The 21,979-nt window shown below is 55.2% G+C and carries 15 protein-coding genes and 6 pseudogenes; 5 read left to right on the plus strand and 16 right to left on the minus strand.

Translation table 11 applies throughout. The annotated features are described in order from the left end of the window. Positions 1–24: 24 nt before the first annotated feature. From TKWG_RS11635 to leuC, 10 genes and pseudogenes are all read right to left on the minus strand, one after another. The gene (locus TKWG_RS11635; protein ID WP_041710159.1) at positions 25–693 is read right to left on the minus strand and encodes a phosphoribosylanthranilate isomerase; all 669 of its coding nucleotides are present in this window, start codon (positions 691–693) and stop codon (positions 25–27) included. Positions 694–780: 87 nt separating this feature from the next. Then, positions 781–2,534 (minus strand): annotated as a pseudogene (locus TKWG_RS11640) (TRAP transporter large permease). A 2-nt stretch (positions 2,535–2,536) separates the two neighbouring features. Next, a complete protein-coding gene (locus TKWG_RS11645) occupies positions 2,537–3,151 on the minus strand; it encodes a TRAP transporter small permease subunit (protein WP_041710160.1) in 615 nt (204 codons plus the stop codon). Between the two features lie 115 nt (positions 3,152–3,266). Continuing rightward, positions 3,267–4,367: a TRAP transporter substrate-binding protein gene (locus TKWG_RS11650; RefSeq protein ID WP_014751027.1), complete on the minus strand. Its 1,101-nt coding sequence runs from the start codon at positions 4,365–4,367 to the stop codon at positions 3,267–3,269. Between the two features lie 540 nt (positions 4,368–4,907). Next, positions 4,908–5,671 (minus strand): annotated as a pseudogene (gene truA / locus TKWG_RS24940) (tRNA pseudouridine(38-40) synthase TruA); the annotation flags it as partial. A 28-nt stretch (positions 5,672–5,699) separates the two neighbouring features. Continuing rightward, entirely contained in the window at positions 5,700–5,915 is a 216-nt protein-coding gene (locus tag TKWG_RS11660) for a hypothetical protein (protein WP_014751028.1), read from the minus strand. 2 nt (positions 5,916–5,917) lie between these two features. Beyond that, positions 5,918–7,047 (minus strand): annotated as a pseudogene (gene asd / locus TKWG_RS11665) (aspartate-semialdehyde dehydrogenase). Positions 7,048–7,193: 146 nt separating this feature from the next. Beyond that, positions 7,194–8,268, minus strand: a pseudogene (gene leuB / locus TKWG_RS11670) (3-isopropylmalate dehydrogenase). A 31-nt stretch (positions 8,269–8,299) separates the two neighbouring features. After that, positions 8,300–8,956, minus strand: a complete 657-nt coding sequence (gene leuD, locus TKWG_RS11675; protein ID WP_014751029.1) for a 3-isopropylmalate dehydratase small subunit — start codon at positions 8,954–8,956, stop codon at positions 8,300–8,302. Positions 8,957–8,960: 4 nt separating this feature from the next. Beyond that, positions 8,961–10,364: a 3-isopropylmalate dehydratase large subunit gene (gene leuC / locus TKWG_RS11680; RefSeq protein WP_014751030.1), complete on the minus strand. Its 1,404-nt coding sequence runs from the start codon at positions 10,362–10,364 to the stop codon at positions 8,961–8,963. 408 nt (positions 10,365–10,772) lie between these two features. Here leuC and TKWG_RS11685 point away from each other — a divergent pair, with 408 nt between their 5' ends. Further along, positions 10,773–12,056: an aspartate aminotransferase family protein gene (locus tag TKWG_RS11685; protein WP_085946391.1), complete on the plus strand. Its 1,284-nt coding sequence runs from the start codon at positions 10,773–10,775 to the stop codon at positions 12,054–12,056. 129 nt (positions 12,057–12,185) lie between these two features. Further along, positions 12,186–13,513 (plus strand): annotated as a pseudogene (gene fahA / locus TKWG_RS11690) (fumarylacetoacetase). Positions 13,514–13,575: 62 nt separating this feature from the next. Here fahA and TKWG_RS11695 read toward each other — a convergent pair. The 4 genes and pseudogenes from TKWG_RS11695 to TKWG_RS11710 all read right to left on the minus strand — a co-directional run bounded on the left by TKWG_RS11695 (position 13,576) and on the right by TKWG_RS11710 (position 17,478). Beyond that, positions 13,576–14,189: pseudogene (locus TKWG_RS11695) on the minus strand (glutathione S-transferase family protein). 206 nt (positions 14,190–14,395) lie between these two features. After that, positions 14,396–15,451, minus strand: coding sequence for a chorismate synthase (aroC, locus tag TKWG_RS11700; RefSeq protein WP_014751032.1), 1,056 nt, complete (start codon positions 15,449–15,451; stop codon positions 14,396–14,398). A 171-nt stretch (positions 15,452–15,622) separates the two neighbouring features. After that, entirely contained in the window at positions 15,623–17,107 is a 1,485-nt protein-coding gene (locus TKWG_RS11705; RefSeq protein WP_014751033.1) for a protein adenylyltransferase SelO, read from the minus strand. A 2-nt stretch (positions 17,108–17,109) separates the two neighbouring features. Further along, on the minus strand, positions 17,110–17,478 hold the full coding sequence (locus TKWG_RS11710) for a DUF2069 domain-containing protein (protein WP_041710162.1): 369 nt from the start codon (positions 17,476–17,478) through the stop codon (positions 17,110–17,112). A gap of 335 nt (positions 17,479–17,813) precedes the next feature. On the opposite strand from TKWG_RS11710, the gene TKWG_RS21565 reads away from it, so the two are divergent. The 3 genes from TKWG_RS21565 (at position 17,814) to TKWG_RS11720 (ending at position 19,930) form a co-directional block, all read left to right on the plus strand. After that, a complete protein-coding gene (locus TKWG_RS21565; protein WP_050981601.1) occupies positions 17,814–18,407 on the plus strand; it encodes a YihY family inner membrane protein in 594 nt (197 codons plus the stop codon). Continuing rightward, positions 18,364–19,236 carry a YihY family inner membrane protein gene (locus TKWG_RS21570; protein WP_171815160.1) on the plus strand — a complete coding sequence of 291 codons (873 nt, stop codon included), beginning with the start codon at positions 18,364–18,366 and terminating at the stop codon, positions 19,234–19,236. Before TKWG_RS21565 ends, TKWG_RS21570 begins: the two co-directional genes overlap by 44 nt. A gap of 235 nt (positions 19,237–19,471) precedes the next feature. Continuing rightward, on the plus strand, positions 19,472–19,930 hold the full coding sequence (locus tag TKWG_RS11720; protein WP_041709443.1) for a CBS domain-containing protein: 459 nt from the start codon (positions 19,472–19,474) through the stop codon (positions 19,928–19,930). Between the two features lie 203 nt (positions 19,931–20,133). Here the strand turns inward: TKWG_RS11720 and TKWG_RS11725 are convergent, their stop codons facing one another. After that, positions 20,134–20,940 (minus strand): metallophosphoesterase family protein, encoded by an 807-nt coding sequence (locus TKWG_RS11725; RefSeq protein ID WP_014751036.1) that lies wholly within the window; start codon positions 20,938–20,940, stop codon positions 20,134–20,136. Between the two features lie 8 nt (positions 20,941–20,948). Then, a complete protein-coding gene (locus tag TKWG_RS11730) occupies positions 20,949–21,974 on the minus strand; it encodes a diacylglycerol/lipid kinase family protein (protein WP_081489283.1) in 1,026 nt (341 codons plus the stop codon). Between the last annotated feature and the right edge of the window lie 5 nt (positions 21,975–21,979).

Genomic DNA, 21,979 nt, shown 5'->3' on the forward strand with positions numbered 1-21,979 from the left:
CGCCGACAACTGTAGTTGAGTGCTTTAGAGCTGCACTGGCCAGTGCAGCTTGTCTACTTCGGACAGCGCCAGCATAAAAGAACGCATTTTTCCGGCGCTTTTTTCGCCAGGCGCAATTTCAATGCCGCTACTCAAATCTACCGCGTAAGGACGATAGCTGCTCACCAGCGCTGCAATATTGGATGCGTTCAGGCCGCCGGCAATGATTATTTTGTGCGCCGGCAGGATCTGCCTGGCTTGCGACAGCAAACCAATATCAAACGAAATACCCGCGCCACCATAAGCGGGCGAATAGGCATCAAATAGAAACGCCCGGGCGCTCGGATAGTCACTGACCGCCGTGGCGATCTCCTCTGGGGAGGTCAGCCCTGGAGCACCAACTCTGATGGCCCGGATATAGGGATAGGAAAACTGCTCACAGAAAGCGCCCGTCTCATCACCGTGAAACTGTATGAAATCCGGGGCCACCGTACCCATGATTTGTTCGATGGATTGCACATCGGCATTGACGGTCAGGGTGACGGCATTGACAAACGCAGGCACCGTGCGACGCAACGCCGCCGCCTGTGCCAGGGGCACATAACGTTTGCTCTTCTCGTAGAGCACCAGTCCGATGGCATCAGCTCCGGCGGCAACCGCATCGTGTATATCTTTTTCTGATGATAGTCCACAGAATTTAACGCGGGTTCTCATTTTCAGTCCCATAAAAAAACCCCGGCAAAAAAGATGCCAGGGTTTTGAGTTTAACGAAATTTCAGGAACAATACCCTGAAAATACCGTTACCGGCGCGCCCGAGCAGGAAAAAATCGCCCCTGCCCCGGCAAGCCCTTATTTGAATGCGTTAGCCGGATCGTCGTATGCGTCGCTGGAACTGCCTTCACTCTTGTCAGCGCCGCTATCGGACCCGTAAGGTCAGTACCGTAGGAGTTGCCGGTGTCAAACGTAACCTGACTCGGATCAATACCGGTACCGGTGCCCTTGTAATGCATGACCATGCCCGGGAATGCCATGACCGATGCCACCATCAGCAACTGAATGACAATGAACGGGATGGAACCCTTGTAGATCTCGCCGGTCGTTACCCGCTTGATCGGCTTGCCGGTAACTCTGTCGGTGTAGTCGTGCTTGGGAGCAACCGAGCGCAGGTAAAACAAGGCAAAACCAAACGGTGGGTGCATGAAGGAGGTTTGCATGTTGACCGCCAGCAATACACCGAACCAGATCAGGTCGATACCCATCTTGTCGGCCACCGGACCCAGCAAGGGCACGATAATAAAGGCCAATTCAAAGAAGTCCAGGAAAAACGCCAACAGGAACGTGGCCACGCTGACAACGATCAGAAAGCCGATCTCTCCACCAGGCAGAGAGGCAAACAGGCCCTCTACCCAGTGTTGACCACCAAACCCGGTAAAGGTCAGTGTAAAGATGGTTGAACCCACCAGAATGAAGACGACAAAGCTGGTCAGTTTGGTGGTGGTGTCCATCGCCTGCTTGAGCAGCGACAGCGTCAGGCGGCCGCGGATCAGCGCCATGATAATGGCGCCAACCGCCCCCATGGCGCCACCTTCGGTCGGTGTGGCCACGCCAATGAAAATAGTGCCCAACACCAGGAAGATCAAAAATAGCGGCGGCACCATCACGAAAACCACCCGCTCGGCAATCTGCGATAGCATTTTCAGCCGCAGCAGCTTGTTCAGGCCAGCGATCGCAAATGCAATAACGCCCCATAGCAACAGATTCAGAACGATGGCTTCATCGGCTGCGCTTTTTCTGATAGAAACATACGTCCCAACAACCAGGCCCCGATGCTGGCAATAACGACCAGCACCACCAGTGAAGGCAGACCATTGCTGCCATTGGGCTCGCGATAGACTCGGGCTTCCGGCGGCAAGGCCGGTGCGTATGACGGCTTGATCAGCGAAGCCACCACCACATACAAGATGTAGGCACCTGCCAGAATAAAACCAGGAATCATGGCGCCGCGATACATATCGCCAATGGAACGGCCCAGTTGATCGGCCAGGATAATGAGTACCAATGAAGGCGGAATGATTTGTGACAGCGTGCCCGAGGCCGCAATCACACCAGTTGCCAGCTTGCGGTCATAGCCGTAACGCAGCATGATCGGCAGTGAAATCAGGCCCATGGAGATAACCGAAGCCGACACCACGCCGGTAGTGGCTGCCAGCATGGCACCCACAAACACGACTGCGATAGCCAACCCACCGCGAATCGGTCCGAACAACTGACCGATGGTCTCCAGCAAATCCTCGGCCATGCCCGATCGCTCCAGAATCAGGCCCATGAGGGTAAAGAATGGCACAGCCAGCAACGAATCGTTCTGCACGATCCCGAACACCCGGTCTGGCAATGCCTGCAGAAACGGGAACGTAAATTCGCCAAAGGCAATACCCAGCAACGCGTAAAGAATACCGTTAGCAGCAAGCGAGAAGGCAACCGGAAAGCCCAGCAGCAAAAAGCAGATCAATGTCAGGAACATGATCGGCGGCATATTTTGAATTAAGAACTCCATGCTTAGTTACCCGCCTGCAGTGATTGTTGTCGTTTCAGTTCCGCTTCTGCCGCAATTTCTTCGGCCAGCAGCTCTTCCGCTGTTTTTCCGCCCAAAGGCGCCAGGGGATCGGGACCTTTTCCACTGAGATAAGCCACGCATTTGATCAGATGAGAGATACCCGCCAGCACCAGTAACGAGAAGCCGATAGGAATCAGCAACTTGACTGGCCAGCGCACCAGCCCACCGGCATTGGAAGATTGTTCGTTGGTCTCGAACGACAGCATGAAAAAGGGCCAGGACAGATAAATGAGCAACAGGCAGGCCGGTAACATGAAGAACAGCACGCCTACAGTCTCAATAATGATCTGAGTTCGCTTGGACAGACGCTGTGAAATAATATCCACGCGTACATGTTCATTCTTAAGAAAGGTATAGCCGGCCGCGAGCAGAAAAATCGCGCCAAACAAATACCATTGGATTTCCAGCCAGCCATTGGAACTGTAATGAAATACTTTGCGCACCACCGCGTTTGCAGCGCTGATCAGCACCACAACCAATGTGAGCCAGATCACAACGCGGCCGACCGCAGTCATGAGCGCGTCAATAGCCCGGGAAAGAGTGAAGAGAAACTTCATTTGCTTTCGCACCAAAAATAGGAAAAAAGAAGAGAAACAGCATATGCCTGTTTTGCCGGCCCATTTGACCCTGAGGGCAAAAATAGCCTGCAAAACAGGATTTTACATGGTGTTTTTATTTTTTGTTTCTCAATGCGTCCAGCATGAATGCATCGTAGCTGAACTCGGCGACCCCGAACCAGGGGTAAACGTCATTGCGGAATGCCATATAGTCGTCATGGATTTTCTTGAACAGCGGGTCTTTTGCAGACAGCTCTTCATACACCTTGGTCGCTTCGGCGAACGAGGCATCAAGCACAGCCTTGGGAAACCGCTTCAGAACACCGCCACCGGCGATCAGACGACGCAATGCACCGGGATTCTTGGCATCATACGTGCCGATCATTTCTTCGGTTGCCAGCGCACTGGCCTGCATAATGGCAGCCTGATAGTGTTTAGGCAGTTTCTCGTACTCGCCGTCATTAACGTATAGCGATACCTGAAAGCCGCCCTCCCACCAGCCCGGATAATAATAGTACTTCGCAACTTTGTTAAAACCCAGTTTTTCATCGTCATAGGGGCCAATCCATTCGGCTGCGTCAATGGTGCCTTTTTCCAGCGAGGGATAAATATCGCCGCCCGCGACCTGTTGCGGAATCACGCCCAGGCGTGAAAGCACGGCGCCGGCAAAGGCGCTGCAACGCATTTTCAGACCCTTGAGGTCCTCTACGCTATTGATTTCCTTGCGGAACCAGCCACCCATTTGCGTGCCGGTATGGCCGCAAGGAAAGTTGACGATATTGAATTTTTTGTACACTTCACGGGTCAGTGCAAGACCGTTGCCAGCCCGCATCCAGGCATTGTACTGGCGCGTATTCAGGCCAAACGGCACTGCTGCGTCAAAACTGAGGGCAGGATCCTTCCCGTAATAATAATAAGCCGCGCTATGACCACATTGCACCGTATTGTTCTGGACCGCATCCAGCACTTGCAGCGCAGGAACCACTTCTCCTGCATGATGGACACTGACTTTGAACTTGCCATCTGTCGCTTCGGCCAGATGTTTGGCAAAATTGACGCTGCCGTTATAGATCGCATCGGCACTGGTTGGAAAGCTCGAAGCCAGACGCCAGCTGATCGTGGGTGCGTCTTGCGCAAAAACGGGCGATGCCAATACGGCACCCCCCGTTGCGGCAACACCGGCGGTGGCCTGCTTGAGGAAGGAACGACGTTTCATCGTTGATGTCTCCAATGGGTATTGTGAGTAAGAGGGAAGCGAAACTTTTGGTTACCGGGGCATGCTACAGGAATTATTATTTTTTTACCCTCAAGAATTACCCTTATTTCCCAGGGAAAACCGGCCATTTTAAATGCAACGAGTCTCCCTGGCAGCCCACAGAATCCCCGTTTTTTCTATCTTTATTACATATGAAATAATTTTATGACGGCCAGGCAGATTGGTCGTTGTGCCTGTTTCAGTCTGTTTTTTGTTTGTTGTTTTTATTACAAAATGCAAAAGGTTTCCCCACTGCAAGGGTAAAAACAGAGACAAGCGAGAGTGCAGGCATGCTGAACAGCCGCTGACGTGCAGCGTGCGCACTGTTACCGGGATTATGCAGATCATGCTGGGTTCGGCAAAGCTGACGGTGTCGCCCATGAATGCATGCTGGAGCCAGCAATCGCACTTGAGCCTGAGCCTTGCGTTAGGTTGCGTTGCCCAGATTGCCCGCTCAGGCTCAAACAGCAGCGCCTCGATCGGCCTGCTCAGGTCGAAGGCGTCAAATTGCTCCAGGCCGAAATGGGCGGGATAGCTGGCCTGGGCAAAATACAACCCATCGGCCATGAAGGTAGGTGCCGCCACCTTGCGATCACGCGCAGCCATCACCTGTGGCATCCAGTCTGGCCGATAGCGGCCCTTGCCGACATACAGCAGGCACCCCAGAATATTACGCACCATGTGATGCAAAAATGCGTTGGCCCTGAAGGTGAAAACAAAAAATGCGCCCTGCTGGACGATATTGAGATGCTCAATGGTGCGAACCGGACTGGAAGCCTGGCATTGCGACGAACGAAAGCTGCTGAAATCATGCTCGCCAACCAGATACTGTGCGGCCAGTTGCATGGCGCTCAGATCAAGTGGATGAAAATCCCAGCCTGCCCGTCCATGCCAGTGCGGAGACATGATACGCTCGTTTCTGAGCAGATAGACATAGCTGCGGGACGTCGCGGAAAAACGCGCGTGAAACTCGGCGGGCATTTCCTTCGCCCAGCGCACGGTAATATCGGGTGGCAGATGGGCATTGACTCCCCTGACCCAGGACTCCATGCGCCTGTGAATGGCAGTATTAATGTGCACTACCTGGCTCGCGCATGAACGCCCGTGTCGGTACGGCCTGCGCAGATGGTGGGCGTTGCCTCGCAAGTAAATGCCGCCAGCGCCTTTTCCAGCATGTCCTGGACAGTACGCCCGCCCGGCTGTGTCTGCCAGCCCAGATACGACTTACCATTGTAGGCAATGCCCAGCGCAATACGTCTGGACACAGGCTCGCCGACCTGGGTGGCTTGCTGCTCAGGAACGGGTTGATGCGTCGGAGTCAGGTGCATCAAGATCCAGATTGATGGATTTGAGTTTCTGCTGGAACGCATCATAGCCCGGCCCCGTTGGGGTCCGGGATTTCTGGCGCTGATCATACCGCTGCATGATGAACAGGCCCACGACGATGACGCCTAATACTCCAAGCAGCCAGAACGAAATGTAATTCGCTATCCAGGTGGGCAGTTCCATGATTACAGCTCTCCGACGCTGATACGCAACATGCGGCGCAACGGCTCTGCCGCGCCCCACAACAATTGGTCGCCCACTGTGAATGCACTCAGGTACTCCGGTCCCATGGACATTTTGCGCAGACGCCCGACCGGGATATCCAATGTGCCGGTTGTGGCCACCGGAGTCAGATCCTGCATGGTTTCGTCACGGGTGTTGGGAATGACTTTAGCCCATTGCGTGCCTTCCTTGAGCATGTCGCTGATTTCGTCAATGGACACATCTTTTTTCAGCTTGATTGTGAGTGCCTGGCTGTGACAGCGCATGGCGCCGATACGCACGCACAAGCCGTCAATGGGAATGGGTGCGCTGCCAAAGCCTTCACCACGGCCCAGAATTTTATTGGTTTCGGCTTCGGCTTTCCACTCTTCACGGGATTGCCCATTGCCCAGGTCCTTGTCGATCCAGGGGATCAGGCTGCCCCCTAGCGGCACGCCGAACATATCGCGCGGCAATGCAGGATCCTGCTGTTTTGCCAGCACCTGGCGGTCGATCTCAAGAATAGCAGAGGCAGGATCGTCCAGCAGCGGTTTGACAGCTGCATTCAGCTGACCAAATTGGGTAAGCAGCTCGCGCATATGCTGGGCGCCGCCACCTGAAGCCGCCTGGTAGGTCATGCTGGTCATCCAGTCGACCAGATCGTGCTTGAATAGACCTGCCAGCCCCATGAGCATGCAGCTGACGGTACAGTTGCCGCCGACAAAATCGCGCACGCCTTTGCCAATGGCCGCATCGATCACATTACGGTTGACCGGATCCAGCACAATGATGGCATTGTCTTTCATGCGCAGGGTACTGGCCGCATCAATCCAGATCCCGTCCCAGCCGGCATCGCGCAATTTGCCATGTACCTGGGTGGTATAGTCGCCCCCTGGGCGGTCACAATAATAGGCAGCTTCTTCAGTGCGTCAATGTCATGGGCATCCTGCAACGGTGCAGCACCCTCGGCCCACGCAGGCGCCTTGCCGCCGGCATTGCTGGTTGAAAAAAAGACCGGATTGATAAAGGCAAAATCGCCCTCATCGCGCATACGCTGCATAAGGACGGAACCCACCATTCCGCGCCATCCGACAAAACCCACTGACTGTGACATGATTCTTTACCTGATTCTGTGAAGCTGAAAAAATTGATTTGCTGATAACGGTAGCCAATATAACGGCCTGCATACAACTGCAATAGCGGATGCGCGCAGCCCTGTGCGCCATCCGCCATTATAAGTGACTGAATTTTATAACTATATCAGTTTAATGCCTGCAATACGGCATCACCCATTTGAGAAGTGGAAACTTTTGTGGTGCCTGCCTCGAAAATGTCGGCTGTACGCAACCCCTGCTCCAGCACGGCCTTTACGGCATTTTCCACGCGGTCGGCCGCGGCAGCCTCATTCAACGAATAACGCAGCATCATGGCGGCAGACAGAATGGTCGCCAGCGGATTGGCAATATTTTTGCCGGCAATATCCGGTGCTGAACCGTGGCTGGGCTCATACAGGCCCTGGTTGGAAGCATTGAGCGAGGCGGACGGCAGCATGCCGATCGAGCCGGTGAGCATGGCCGCTTCGTCCGACAGAATGTCGCCGAAGATGTTGCCCGTCACAATGACATCAAATTCCTTGGGCGCGCGCACCAGCTGCATGGCTGCGTTATCGATATACATATGCGACAGTGCGACGTCCGGATAGTCTTTGGCCACATCGATTACGATATCGCGCCAGAACTGCGACGTTTCCAGCACATTGGCCTTGTCCACGCTGCACAGTTTCTTGCTGCGTTTCTGCGCCGCTTCAAAGCCGATACGTGCAATACGGCGCACCTCGGACTCGGCATAACGCATGGTATCAAAGCCTTCCTGCTCGCCCTTGAACTCCCCCTCTTCTACCACGCGTACGCCCTGGGCTTGCCGAAATAGATATCACCGGTCAGTTCGCGGATGATCAGAATATCCAGACCCGATACAATTTCCGGCTTGAGCGACGAGGCATTAGCCAGTTGCGGGTATAGAATGGCCGGCCGCAAATTGGCAAACAGGCCCAGGCTCTTGCGCAGGCCAAGAATGGCCTGTTCAGGACGATGCTCGCGCGGCAGCGAGTCATATTTCCAGTCTCCTACGGCGCCAAAAAGAATGGCGTTACTGCGCTTGGCCAGTGCCAGCGTCGCTTCCGGCAACGGATGACCATGCAGATCGAAAGCCGTGCCACCCACGGGCGCCTGTTCCATGCTCAGGTCCAGCCCCAGGCGCCCAGCACCCGCTGCGCCTGCTCAACGATTTCGTGACCGATGCCATCACCGGGAAGTACTGCAATTGTGTGTGTCATAACGTGGTATTTCTCTAAATTTGATATAGGTTTATCGGCTTAACCCGGCGCTGCCTTCGAGCCAGGGATGGCGCGCCAGACGCTCGGCTTCGAACTTGCGGATCTGGTCGGAGCGGCGCAAGGTCAGGCCAATGTCATCAAAGCCATTGAGCAGGCAATATTTGCGGAAAGCGTCTACCTCAAAGCCCAGCTCTCGTCCGTCGGCAGTAATGACCACCTGGCGTTCAAGGTCAATACGCAGCTTGTAGCCGTTGAATGCGCGCACTTCGTCAAACAGCCGACCCACTTCCAGCTCGGAGAGCACAATCGGCAGCAGACCATTCTTGAAGCTGTTGTTGAAAAAGATATCGGCATACGAAGGCGCAATAATCGCCTTGAAACCATACTGCGTGAGTGCCCATGGCGCATGTTCCCGGCTTGAACCACAACCGAAATTTTTGCGCGCAAGCAATACGCTGGCGCCCTGATAACGCGGCTGATTGAGCACGAACTCAGGATTAAGCGGTCGTTTGCTATTGTCCATGCCCGGCTCGCCATGATCCAGATAGCGCAGCTCATCAAACAGGTTGGGACCAAAACCCGAGCGTTTGATAGATTTTAAAAACTGCTTCGGAATGATCAGGTCTGTATCCACGTTCTCGCGATCCAGGGGGGCAACCAGACCTTCATGAATGGTAAATGCTTCCATGCTGTTATCCTAATTTTCTGACGTCGACAAAATGGCCGGCAATAGCGGCTGCGGCGGCCATGGCCGGGCTTACCAGGTGGGTTCTGCCGCCCTGGCCCTGACGGCCTTCGAAGTTACGGTTGGAGGTGGAAGCGCAACGCTCTCCCGGCTCCAGACGGTCGGCATTCATGGCCAGGCACATGGAGCAGCCCGGTTCACGCCATTCGAAGCCGGCGTCCACAAATATCTTGTCCAGTCCTTCCTTTTCCGCCTGTTGCTTGACCAGCCCGGATCCGGGCACCACCATGGCCTGAATCACATTGGACGCCACGCGGCGGCCGCGCGCCACCTTGGCAGCAGCGCGCAGGTCTTCAATCCGGGAATTGGTACAGGAGCCAATGAATACCCGGTCTACCCGAATATCTGCAATGGGCGTATTGGGCTTCAAACCCATATACTGCAGCGCACGTTCCATTCCATTGCGGCGAACCTCATCTTTTTCACGATCAGGATCGGGAATGCGATCTTCAATGGAAAGCACCATTTCGGGCGACGTGCCCCAGGTCACTTGCGGGCGCACCTGACGGGCATCGATATCAATGATTTTGTCGAACTTGGCATCGGCATCCGAATGCAATGTTTTCCAGTAGCCCACCGCCTGATCCCACAAGACGCCCGCAGGCGAGTATGGACGGTTCTTGAAATACTGGATGGTTTTATCGTCCACGGCGACCATGCCTGAACGGGCACCGGCTTCAATGGCCATATTACAGACAGTCATGCGGCCTTCCATGGACAGGTCACTGATGGCCTTGCCGGCAAATTCAATGGCGTGGCCTGTGCCGCCTGCGGTACCGATGACACCGATGATATACAGGACCAGATCCTTGGCAGTACAGCCAAAGGGCAGATCGCCGCTGACACGGATCAGCATGTTCTTGTTTTTTTTCATCAGCAGCGTTTGCGTGGCCAGCACATGCTCCACTTCAGAAGTCCCGATGCCGAAGGCCAGTGCGCCCATGGCGCCATGAGTACTGGTATGCGAATCGCCGCAAACCACGGTCATGCCGGGCAATGTTGCACCCTGCTCCGGTCCGATCACGTGCACAATACCCTGACGCAAATCGTTCATGCGAAACTCGGTGACACCATAAGTCTCGCAGTTTTTGTCCAGCGTATCGACCTGCAGTTTCGAAATGGGGTCACTGATGCCCTGGGCACGGCCCATTGTTGGCACATTATGGTCGGCCACCGCCAGATTGGCGGACAGACGCCACGGCTTGCGTTCAGCCAGCGCCAGACCTTCAAAAGCCTGCGGACTGGTCACTTCATGCAATAAATGACGATCGATATACAAAAGACAGGTACCATCATCTTCCTGGTGCACCACATGGGCGTCCCAGAGTTTGTCGTAAAGGGTCTGAGCCAAAATGTTCTCCTGATAATGCTGGTATGCGGGTTCATCGACTGCTGCGTGAGCCCTGCTGTGCGCGGCTCGTTCTGCTGCTGCCCCAACACTATGATATGGTTAAGATATCAATTCCGGGACTGCGCATAATAGAGCGGACGAGCCCGCGCCGGCAAGGATCGCGGTCGGCATCGTCATTTCTAGCGCCATATGCGTATTATGGCCGAATCAATATTGATAACAAGCCAATATATTATACTGGTATCAATACTACTATATTATGCAATATCGACGGCGATAGCCCCCTGATTGTCGCTTCCCGGCCAAACCCGCGAGCGAAACAGAAAATTGCCGCTATTGTGAGTAGAATAGAACATCTACTCGGAGACACAAATGACGACACAGACCCCAGATCTTTCCCATTTATGGATGCCCTTTACCGCCAACCGTAGCTTTAAGGCAGCGCCTCGCCTGCTTGCCTCTGCCAAAGGCGTGTACTACAAAAGCACCGACGGCCGCCAGATTCTGGACGGATGTGCCGGATTATGGTGTGTCAATGCGGGGCATTGCCGTGACGAAATTGTCCAGGCTATTGCCACTCAGGCAGCCACGCTGGACTATGCGCCCAGTTTCCAGATGGGCCACCCGCTGGCATTCGAGACCGCTACTGCGGTGGCGGCGCTGATGCCCAAAGGGATGCAGCGCATTTTCTTTACCAATTCCGGATCCGAATCGGTCGATACCGCCCTGAAAATTGCCCTGGCGTACCATCGTGCCAATGGCCAGCCACAGCGTACCCGCCTGATCGGACGCGAGCGCGGCTATCATGGCGTAGGTTTCGGCGGTATTTCGGTGGGCGGCATCAGCCCGAATCGCAAGGCCTTCTCCAACTCGCTGATCCCCAACGTCGACCATCTTCCCCATACCCACAATCTGGAGCAAAATGCCTTCAGCAAAGGGCAGCCTGCCTGGGGCGCACACCTGGCCGACGAACTGGAGCGAATCGTAGCGTTGCATGACGCCTCCACGATCGCCGCCGTCATTGTCGAGCCCATGGCCGGATCAACAGGCGTGCTGATTCCGCCCAAAGGCTATCTGGAACGCTTGCGCGAGATCACCAGCAAGCATGGCATTTTGCTGATTTTCGACGAAGTGATCACCGGATTTGGCCGACTGGGCGCCAACACGGCAAGCGACTACTTCGGCGTCACACCGGACGTTATCACCATGGCCAAGGGTATCAGCAATGCGGCCGTGCCGGCCGGTGCGGTTGCTGTCACAAATTCCCTGTACGATACTGTGGTCAACGCCAGCGAAAACGGCATTGAGCTATTCCATGGCTACACCTATTCAGGCCACCCGATGGCAATGGCCGCCATTGGCGCGACCCTGGCGCTTTATCAGTCTGAAGGCATCTTCGATAATGCCAGAAAGCTCTCGCCCGCTTTCGAAGCGGCTGCCCATGCCCTGAACGGCTTGCCAAATGTCATCGACGTACGCAACCTGGGCATCGTGGCCGGCGTGGAACTGGCGCCGCGCGAGAACGCGCCGGGCGCACGGGCTGCCGAGGTCTTCCAGCGCTGCTACGATGCGGGCGTATTGGTGCGCTATACCGGCGACACCATTGCCCTGTCGCCGCCGCTGATTGTCAATGAAGAACAAATCAATACGCTGTTTGATGTACTTGGCCAGGCCATCAGTCAAACGGCTTAAGTGACCACCGATACTGGCCACTGATGCCCGCAGGTGTCCGCAAGACGCCTGCGGGATTCTGCGAATGTGCCACGACTGTAATATTGGGTACACTTCTGAACCGGAATTTTTATTGTTAACTACTGAATCATGATTACATTAAATGCGACACACCAGGCAGACCTCACCAGCTGGGTGGACAGTGCCAACACAACCGGCAACGGCTTCCCCATTCAGAACCTGCCTTTTGCCTCGTTTCGCCGCCGCGGATCCGGCGAAGCATTTCGTCCCGGCGTAGGCATTGGCAACCAGATTGTCGACCTGTCCCGTCTGTATGACCTCAATCTGTTTACGGACAAGGCGCAACAGGCACTGGAGGCATGTCAGGCCATCCAGCTCAATGGCCTGATGGCGCTTGGCCAGCCCTACTGGTCTGCGTTGCGCCTGGCGTTATCAGAGGCCCTGCGCACCGGCTCGCCGCATGAAGAGGCCATCCGTCCATTGCTGGTGGCGCAGGACGAGGCCGAATTTATCACGCCTGCGCGCATCGGCGACTACACTGATTTTTATATCTCCGTGCATCACGCCACGTCTATCGGCAAACAGTTCCGTCCGGACAACCCGCTACTGCCAAACTATAAATGGGTACCATCGGCTACCATGGCCGCGCCTCCAGCATCGGCGTATCCGGTCAGGCATTCCCGCGCCCGGTAGGTCAGACAAAACCGCAGAATGAAGGCGATGCGCCGGATTTCGGCCCTTGCAAACGGCTTGACTACGAACTGGAATTGGGAATATTCGTTGGTGAAAGCAATGAACAGGGCCAGCGCATTGATATCGAACAGGCAGAAAAACATATTTTTGGTTTTTGCATCCTGAACGACTGGTCGGCCCGCGATCTGCAAGCCTGGGAATACGTGCCGCTGGGCCCGTTTCTTTCCAAGAACTTTGCGTCTACCATTTCACCATGGATCATCACCCTGGAAGCGCTCGAGCCCTTCCGTACCGCATTTTCCCATCCCGCTACAGATCCGCAGCCATTGCCCTATCTGCATTCGCAAGCCAACGCTGAAGGCGGCGCCTACGATATTGATCTGGAAGTGCAAATCACCACGCAGCAGTCGCGCGATAGCGGTCAACAGCCCTTTACGCTGGCTACCAGCAATTTCAAGGATGCCTACTGGACTGCCGCACAGCTGATCACCCATCACACGGTCAACGGCTGCAATCTGCAACCTGGCGATATGCTGGGCACCGGTACGCTGTCCGGTCCCAATGCCGATCAGGCAGGTTCTTTGCTCGAACTTGCCGCTGCCGGGAAAAAACCCATTTCCCTGCCGTGGGGTGAAAGCCGCAGCTTTCTGGAAGATGGCGATGAAATCATCATGAAAGCCGTTTGTAAAAAAGACGGCTACCCCGATATTTCGTTTGGATCGGTGTCAGGCACCGTACTCAAAGCCAATTTCAAAGCTGAGTAAAGCAGCGGCCTGAACGTAGCGGATAGCACAGCAGCACCTGTCCTGTCCGCTACATTATTGCGTCAGTTCGCAAACGCCTGGGCAATCCGTTGTGGCGCGCTGGGTCTGGCATACATCCGCGTAAAATAAGCCGTCAGATTCGGGAAGCCTTCAATCAATCCGGCCTCATTACCCCAGTCCAGCACATAAGCGGTAATGCAATCGGCACAAGTAATGCTATCGCCCACAATGAACTGGCGCCCCTGCAGGTGGGCGTCAAGTATCGCCGCCATTTCCATAAACTCCTCCCGGGCGAGCGCCACATCCTGCGGCAAACGTTTGTTTTCCGGGTAGACAAAGGTATGCCTGGCAATTCTCCACAAGGGCTGTTCCAGTTCCGTCATTGCAAACATGGACCAGCGATAGGCAAGTGCCCGCTGCTTCAAATCGGCAGGCATCAACCCTTTGGCTGCGTACTTTTCCGCCAGATACATAACGATCGCCGCCGATTCAGTAAGCACAAGGTCCCCGTCAACCAGCACAGGAAGCCTGCCAGCGGGATTCAGGCGCAGAAAATCCGGGTCCCGGTTTCGCCCGCCGCCAGATTAACGGGCACAAATTCAAATTGCGCATCAAGTTCCTGAAGCGCCCACAGCGCACGAAGCGAGCGCGTAGGGCCAAATCCATACAGTTTCATCATCTGTTTCTCCGGTTTAAAAAGACAGCGAATTCACAATACAGGTGTTGGTTCATAACGGGCACCGGCCGGCACATCATCCGGGTGCAGCGCCACCGACAGCGGCACTTCATGCACTGACAGACTTGCAGCCCACCTGGATACCGCTGCTGCTCATCCAGGCCTATAGTATCTACAACGACTACAATTGCCTTGCTACTGCTACATCAACGATAGGCCTGTTGGCGCAGCGCGTGATCAATCAATATCAATGCCAGCAACGCTTCGGCAATAGGTGTGGCGCGGATGCCTACGCAGGGATCATGACGCCCCAGCGTCTGCACCATGACCGGCTCGCCAGCGCGGTTGACCGACTTGCGTTCAATGCGAATACTGGAGGTGGGCTTGATAGCCAGTGAGACCGTGATGTCCTGGCCAGTAGAAATACCACCGAGCACTCCGCCGGCATGATTGCTCAGATAGCCGTCGGGCGTAAGTTCATCGCCATGCTCTGATCCGCGCTGGGTAATACACTCAAAACCGGCGCCGATGGATACGCCTTTGACGGCGTTCAGGCCCATCATTGCAAATGCAATATCGGCATCCAGCCGGTCATACAGGGGTTCGCCCCAACCGGCCGGCAGCCCCTGGGCCACCACTTCGATGCGCGCGCCAATGGAATCACCATCCTTGCGCAACTGGTCCATAAACGCTTCCAGCTCGGGCACCACCGAGGCATCGGGCGCATAAAACGGATTGGTTGCAATCTCGTCCCAGGATTTGAACGGAATCTGGATGGGGCCCAGCTGGCTCATATAGCCCCGGATAACCGTGCCGAATTTTTCACTCAACCATTTTTTGGCAATGGCGCCGGCAGCAACTGTTGGCGCCGTCAGTCGTGCTGAAGAACGACCACCCCCACGCGGATCACGAACGCCATACTTTTCCCAGTAGGTCCGATCGGCGTGGCCTGGACGGAAGGTATCGGCGATCGCGGAATAGTCCTTGCTGCGTTGATCCTGATTGCGGATCAGCAGGCCGATTGCCGTTCCTGTGGTTTTGCCTTCGTATACGCCAGACAGAATTTCAACGGTGTCCGGCTCCTGCCGTTGCGTCACGTGACGCGATGTCCCGGGACGCCGACGGTCAAGCTCGATCTGGATGTCCTGGGCAGACAAGGTCATGCCGGCCGGACAGCCATCGACCACGCAGCCGATAGCCGGTCCGTGGGATTCACCGAAGTTGGTGACCGAAAAAAGTTTGCCTAATGTGTTACCCGACATATCTTATCCAGTAAAAATGTGTTGCACGTCTGTTGCGGACCGAGGAAAGTACTGAAGAATACCAGAAACTGCCGCCGAGCACGCCTTAATGCCAAATGCATTTGGCTGCTACTTGCCGGGCTGCCCGATCCAGCGATTAACCGGCCGGCTGCTGCAGTTACCGCCCCCCGCTTATGATGAACAACTGACCTCAAGCTCCCGCCCCCATTCCGGTGGCGGCTCCGCGAAATGTTCCATGCCCGGCTGGGCTGTATAGGGATCACGCAGCACTTGCAACAGGGAATCGGTCACGCTCATATCCCCTTTTGCTGCGGCCTGAATCGCCTCTTCTGCCAGATAGTTGCGCAGAACATAAAGAGGATTGACCCGATCCATCCGGCTGGCGCGAGCCTGGGCATCGCCCTCATTGTCCTGCAGGCGTTTGCGGTACGATAGCAGCCATTGTTCAAGCCCGGCTGTATCGGCAAACAGCCTGCGCAACGCGCTTTCATCATTATCAATCTGTGCCAGATAGCGAAAACTCAGGGTGAAATCTGCTGACTGTTCATGCAGCACACGCCACCAGCCATCAATCAGCTCATCGTCGCCTTCCTGCCAGGTTTGTAAACCCAGCTTGGCCAGCATGCGGTCCCGGTAGGCCGCAATAAACAAGCCTTCGTAGCGTTCAAGCCGCGCTTTCAGGCGCTCGGGGTCTGCGCCCAGGGCCACAAAGCAGTTGGCAAAACGATACAGATTCCACAAACCGACGGATGGTTGTGCATTCCAGGCGTAGCGCCCCTGTGTATCTGTATGATTACAGACGTGATTAATACGGAATGCATCCATAAAGCCATAGGGGCCGTAATCCAGCGTGAGGCCCAGCACCGACATATTGTCGGTGTTCATGACGCCGTGATTGAAGCCAACCGACTGCCAGTCGGCCATCAAGGTGGCGGTGCGCTCGATCACGACATCGACAAACTGCTCGATGACATCGTTCAGTGTGTGTTCATTGTCCGGGAGCGGAATCTGGTCCGCAAAAAAACTGCTGATCACATAATCGAGCAACTCCCGCAGGCGCGCCGGATCCTTTGCCGCATACCAATGTTCGAAAGAACCGAACCGGACAAAGGACGGCGCGACACGCGCCACTATCGCCGCCGTTTCAACAGTTTCGCGGTACACGGGATCGTCCGAGGCGACCAGACAAAGCGCCTGCGTAGTTGGGATGCCCAGGCCGGTCATGGCCGCACTGGCCAGATATTCGCGCACGGAAGAGCGCAATACGGCGCGGCCGTCGCCCATGCGCGAATAAGGTGTCTTGCCCGATCCCTTGAGTTGAATTTCCCAGTCTGCCGGCTTGCCGTTGCCGTCTGTACCCCTGATGGCGCCTAATAGATGAGCGCGCCCATCGCCCAGTTGCCCAGCCCAGACGCCGAACTGATGGCCGCTATAGACTGCCGAGAGCGTCACGCCCCCAGGCAAGTCGGCGTTGCCGGACATGATAGACAGAAATTGCGGCGAACGCGCATCTTCCATGGTCAGTCCAAGCAAGGCCAGTACGTCAGGATTGACATGCAGCAAGGTCGGATCTGTCAGCCCCTGCATCCTGAGCCGCGTGTAGAACGCCGGCGACAGGGATGCAAACTGGTTGCTGACTTTCAGATTCGATTGCATCTTTATTTCCCCTGTTTTTTGGCGCGTTTTGCTGCCTGCTTGGCAGGTCGCACATATAGAATGGCGGCAAGAAAAAAGACCAGCGACAATACGGTCTCCACAGCTCCGAGCATGGAGGACGTGGTGCTGATATCAGAATACCAGCGAACCACCCCTTCGGTAAAATACAACAGCACCAGCATAGATGACCATTGCAGCGTATACAGATTGCCTTTGTAAACGCCATACAGGGGAAATAGCAGTGGCAACGCCTTAAGCACGTATACGCTGCCCCCAGGCACCAGCGGATCAAGGAATAATTCCCAGGCGATACACAGCAAAAACAGCAGCAAAAGTGAAACAAACGCTGCCCCCCTATATTGCGGATTCAATGCAACCTGCCGTGGCTGGTGGACCGATGCGGACGCCTGCTCAGGTGCTGACGCAGATTGTTGCTGGTTGGCAGGATCGGCCTGCTGCACATCGGCAACGGGCGCTGAAGAAAGCTTTGTCAAAATAATGTCCAGTCTGGCTAATCGATCTGTTCATTATATTCTTAGTCACCTCCACAATCGCTGCAAGTGCAGTTACCGCCCTGCAATTACAATTTGCAACCGCAACGCGGCAAGGTGCAACGGCATGCGCCTTGCTGTTTGTTATACTGAAACGATCCTGACCCAAGCACCATCGTGTTGGCATAGCGACGCGGTAAACCAGCCATCTGATCATGACAAAACACAACGACTTCGATTTGGAACAGCAAAAGAAACAGGAACAACAGGAAGCGATGGAGGCTCAGGAGGAGTTGCGGCTGAACATGGGAGACTCGGAACTGGGCTTTGAATTCTACAAGAAAGCCATCAAATTCGGCATCCAGCGGCTGATCCGCGACAAGCTCACACAGGTAGCCTCGAGCCTGACTTTTACGACCGTACTGGCCATCGTCCCCATGCTGGCCGTAATCCTGTCGCTTTTTACCGCTTTCCCCCTGTTTACCGATTTCAAAATTTCGCTTGAGCAGTTTCTGACGCATAACCTGATGCCCGAGACCGTATCGGAAACCATCATGAGCTATCTGAACCTGTTCGCCCAGCAGGCCTCAAAGCTGACGGCCATCGGCGTCGGCTTTCTGATCGTGACATCCATCATGCTGATGATGACGATCGACGAGGTGCTCAATGATATCTGGAACGTGACCCGTCGCCGCCGATCGGGCAACGCATCCTGGTGTACTGGGCCATTCTGTCGCTCGGCCCTGTTTTCCTGGGCGCCAGCCTGTGGACCTCTTCGTATATTGCACAGGAAAAACTCGGGCTGGTGACCCAGTTTTCCGTGATCAAGAGCGTGTTATTCACCCTGGTGCCGGTCATCGTCTCGGGCTGATCTTCGCCCTGCTCTATTATCTTGTTCCCAACCGCAAAGTCGCCTGGAAAGACGCCATGATCGGCGGCTACACCACCGCGGTCCTGCTGGAAATCATGAAGGCCGGGTTCGCGTACTATATTACCCGGTTCCCCTCCTACACGTTGATTTACGGCGCCTTTGCCACGATCCCGATCTTCCTGTTGTGGATTTATCTGTCCTGGCTGGTGGTGCTGTTTGGTGCGACCGTGGCCGCACTGGCGCCACAAATACGCAGCGGACAAATGCGCGACAAGATGTCACCCGGCGTACATTTTGTGACCGCCCTTTTCGTGCTGCGCCTGTTGCATAGCGCACGCGATCAGAATCCGCCCGGCTATGGCACCAGTTATATTGCCGGCCAGATCAAAATGAACTATAGCGAAACGCTGGATATTCTGGAGCCGCTGGTATCCATGGGCTACATTGTCAACACGGCCGGCAAACGCTCCGAGAGATGGGTACTGGCCAGCAGCCTGGATGCCAGCCTGGACCCGCTGGCCGATTGCTTTTTGTTTGACAGCAAGGTCATCGAAATCGGTCACGACCCCGCGTTGCGCCAGGTCATCGCCCGGCTGCTGACCGAAGACAATACCGTTAAATTGCGTGACATCCTGTATCTGACGCAGTCAGGTTCGGAACCGGCGGCAACGCCTGTCCCGGACTCCGATAGCGATAACGGCAAGCACAACCGAACTACAGCATCAACGCCGCCTGGTGCCACGAATACCACAGTACGCCCCCGCTGAGGCCAGAACATCAACCCCCGAAAATGGATGCGTCATCCAGGCGCGCAGCGGCCAGGGCCGCCGCTAATGGCGCCTGTCACGGGGGTCACCGCCATCCCGTTTGTGACCTGCAGGGAACAGCTCCCGGCTGAATGGCTTTGCATCACGGTCGATTTCAGGTACATTTCCATATAATCAGCATCAGTTTCCGGTCAACGCACCGGAACAAAAGAAAATAGGCTACAGGAGGATTGCCATGTTGAAAATCAGTGAAGTCTTGCGGGTCAAGGGCAATATCCTTTACACCGCCACGCCGGATCAGTCCGTGGCGCAGGCCATTGCGACCATGAGTGAGCGCGATATCGGCTCGCTGGTCATAATGGAACAAGGGCAACTAACAGGAATGCTCACTTTCCGCGAAATTATCCGTCACATGCATGATTCGCCCGACGCTTTTGAAAACACCACCATCCGCAAGATCATGGATGATGCGCCGGTGAGCGTTTCGCCCAATACCGAAGCCGAGGAAGTACGGCGACTGATGCTGGAGCATCACGCACGCTATGTCCCCGTCATGGACGGTCCGGTGCTGATGGGGGTCATCTCCTTTTATGATATGGCGCGTGCCATGCTTGAAGCATCTAAGTTCGAAAATAAAATGCTCAAGGCCTATATCCGCGACTGGCCTGGCGAAACAGAAGACGACAAAGACTAAAAAAACTGGCGGGCCCAGCGCCCGCCGGCTTGCCTAAAGACACCCGCAGCCTGCCTCTTTTTTGCAAGCCCTTCTCGCTTGCAATCGACCGTGACGCCTCCGTAACCGCCCTTGCAGAATCGGGCCAGACCTCTTCTGCGCCACGCCTATAACTGCAACTCCTGCCGGGCATCAGGCGGAACAGACGATCAGTCAGAGCAGATCTAGCTGGTCTTCCACAAATCCTTTTCCACACACATGAACCGGTTGGGATGACTGCCATCCCGGGGCTGATAGGTCCAGGTCGTAATGTGGATTTTCTTTTCCGGATACAAATCCACAACATTCAATGAATTGGGAATATGCCGGCGGACCCGCAAGGAGGTGGTGGTGCCCCCCTGCACTACCAGCATCGGATTGGCAAGATCAGGATAACTTTTGATCAGCGGATGGACAAACGGCATATGAATGTGTCCGCCCAGGATCAGATCGACACCGGCGGCAGACCAGGCGCGGATAGCGGCCTCATGGTTTTCGACCAATTGCTCCTGATCGGCCGGATCCAGCACATGAAACGGATGATGCGCCACCACCAGCACACTTTTGCGCGCGCTATTGTCTTGCGCCAGTTGTTCCACCCGCCTTATTTGTGCATCGGTCACAATGCCGCGCTTATGTCGAAATGGCGTGGAAGTATTGACGCCGATAACGATCGCAGCGCCGGTCTCGAACAACGGCTCTACATCCTTGTGCAGATAGCGGCGATAACGCCCGTAAGGATTCATGAAACGGGCCCATAGCGCAAACAGCGGAATATCATGGTTACCCGGAATGCACAGCACCGGCGACGGCAGGGTTTTCAGAAACGCATTGGCCGCAACGAACTCACGGCGCGTGGCGCGTTGGGTAATATCACCTGACACGACGCACAAGGCGGGAGACAACTGCCTGACGGCATGGACCAGCGCATTCAGTACTTGTGGATTGACCGTGCCGAAGTGAACGTCTGAAAGCTGAATAATTCGGTACATGCGCGATATTATTCCTGTGACGGCTGCTGCGCCACCGATGCAGGCATCAGGATCTTGAGCAGGTCTTTATTGGCCTTGACGGTAAAGGGTGCCTGTAGTGTATGAACCTCGCCATCCATGGCAACCTCGATGTTGCGCCCCCCTTTTTTCTTGTCGATATCCAGAGACTCAAATGGAAAACTGATGATCTGCCGATCCTGATCCAGTCGTTTGAAAATCAGCTTCAAGGCCAGCAGCAGCATACGCTTGCGGCTTGATGGTTTAAGCACAATACCGTAGAGATAGCCATCACCCATTTTCTCGTCATATTGCACGCCGGCCTGCTGGGCCTGAAGATTATTATTACAGGCCATGAAGCTGACTGTCTTGACCAATTGCCGGCCCTCGCCCTTATTAAATTGCAAAATATAGGAGCGACCGTATTTCATAATGGTGGAAAATGCCGCGAAAATGGCAATACCGCGGCGCCGGCCGAACTGGTTCTTCCACTGTTCCCGATCGGCCAGCAACTGGGAATACAGGCCCAGCGTTGCATTCACAATGAAATGTACGCCGCCGATCTCGCCGGTCTGCACCGCCTGTATCCGGCCCGTGAGCAAATCGCGCAATGCCGTGTCCGTGTCCAGGGACAGGCCATGATCACGTGCAAACATATTGAACGTGCCAAAGGGAATAATGGCCATCGGAAACTGCTGGGCAATGGCATGATTGGCCATGGCGCTGATGGTGCCGTCACCGCCGGCCACCACCAATATCGCATCATGTTTTTTTACCAGGCTGACCGCTTCTTTTTGCTTTTGCTCATGACTGTCTTGCGGATAGACGCAAACAATGTAGTGCTCGTGCCCCTGCATGGCAGTGGCAATTTTTTCCAGAAACACTTCCGTGTCCTGGTTGCCGGAGCTGGCATTGGTAAAGAAGACAAAAACACGTCCCGCTACATCGGCCGACGCTGGAGCTACCGTGGCAACATCCGCATGAACGCCTTCATGATCATCAGGAGCCTGCGATTCACTATTGGGAGCAGTCATCATTAGTC

The organism is Advenella kashmirensis WT001 (assembly GCF_000219915.2).
Taxonomy (GTDB): Bacteria; Pseudomonadota; Gammaproteobacteria; order Burkholderiales; family Burkholderiaceae_B; genus Advenella; species Advenella kashmirensis.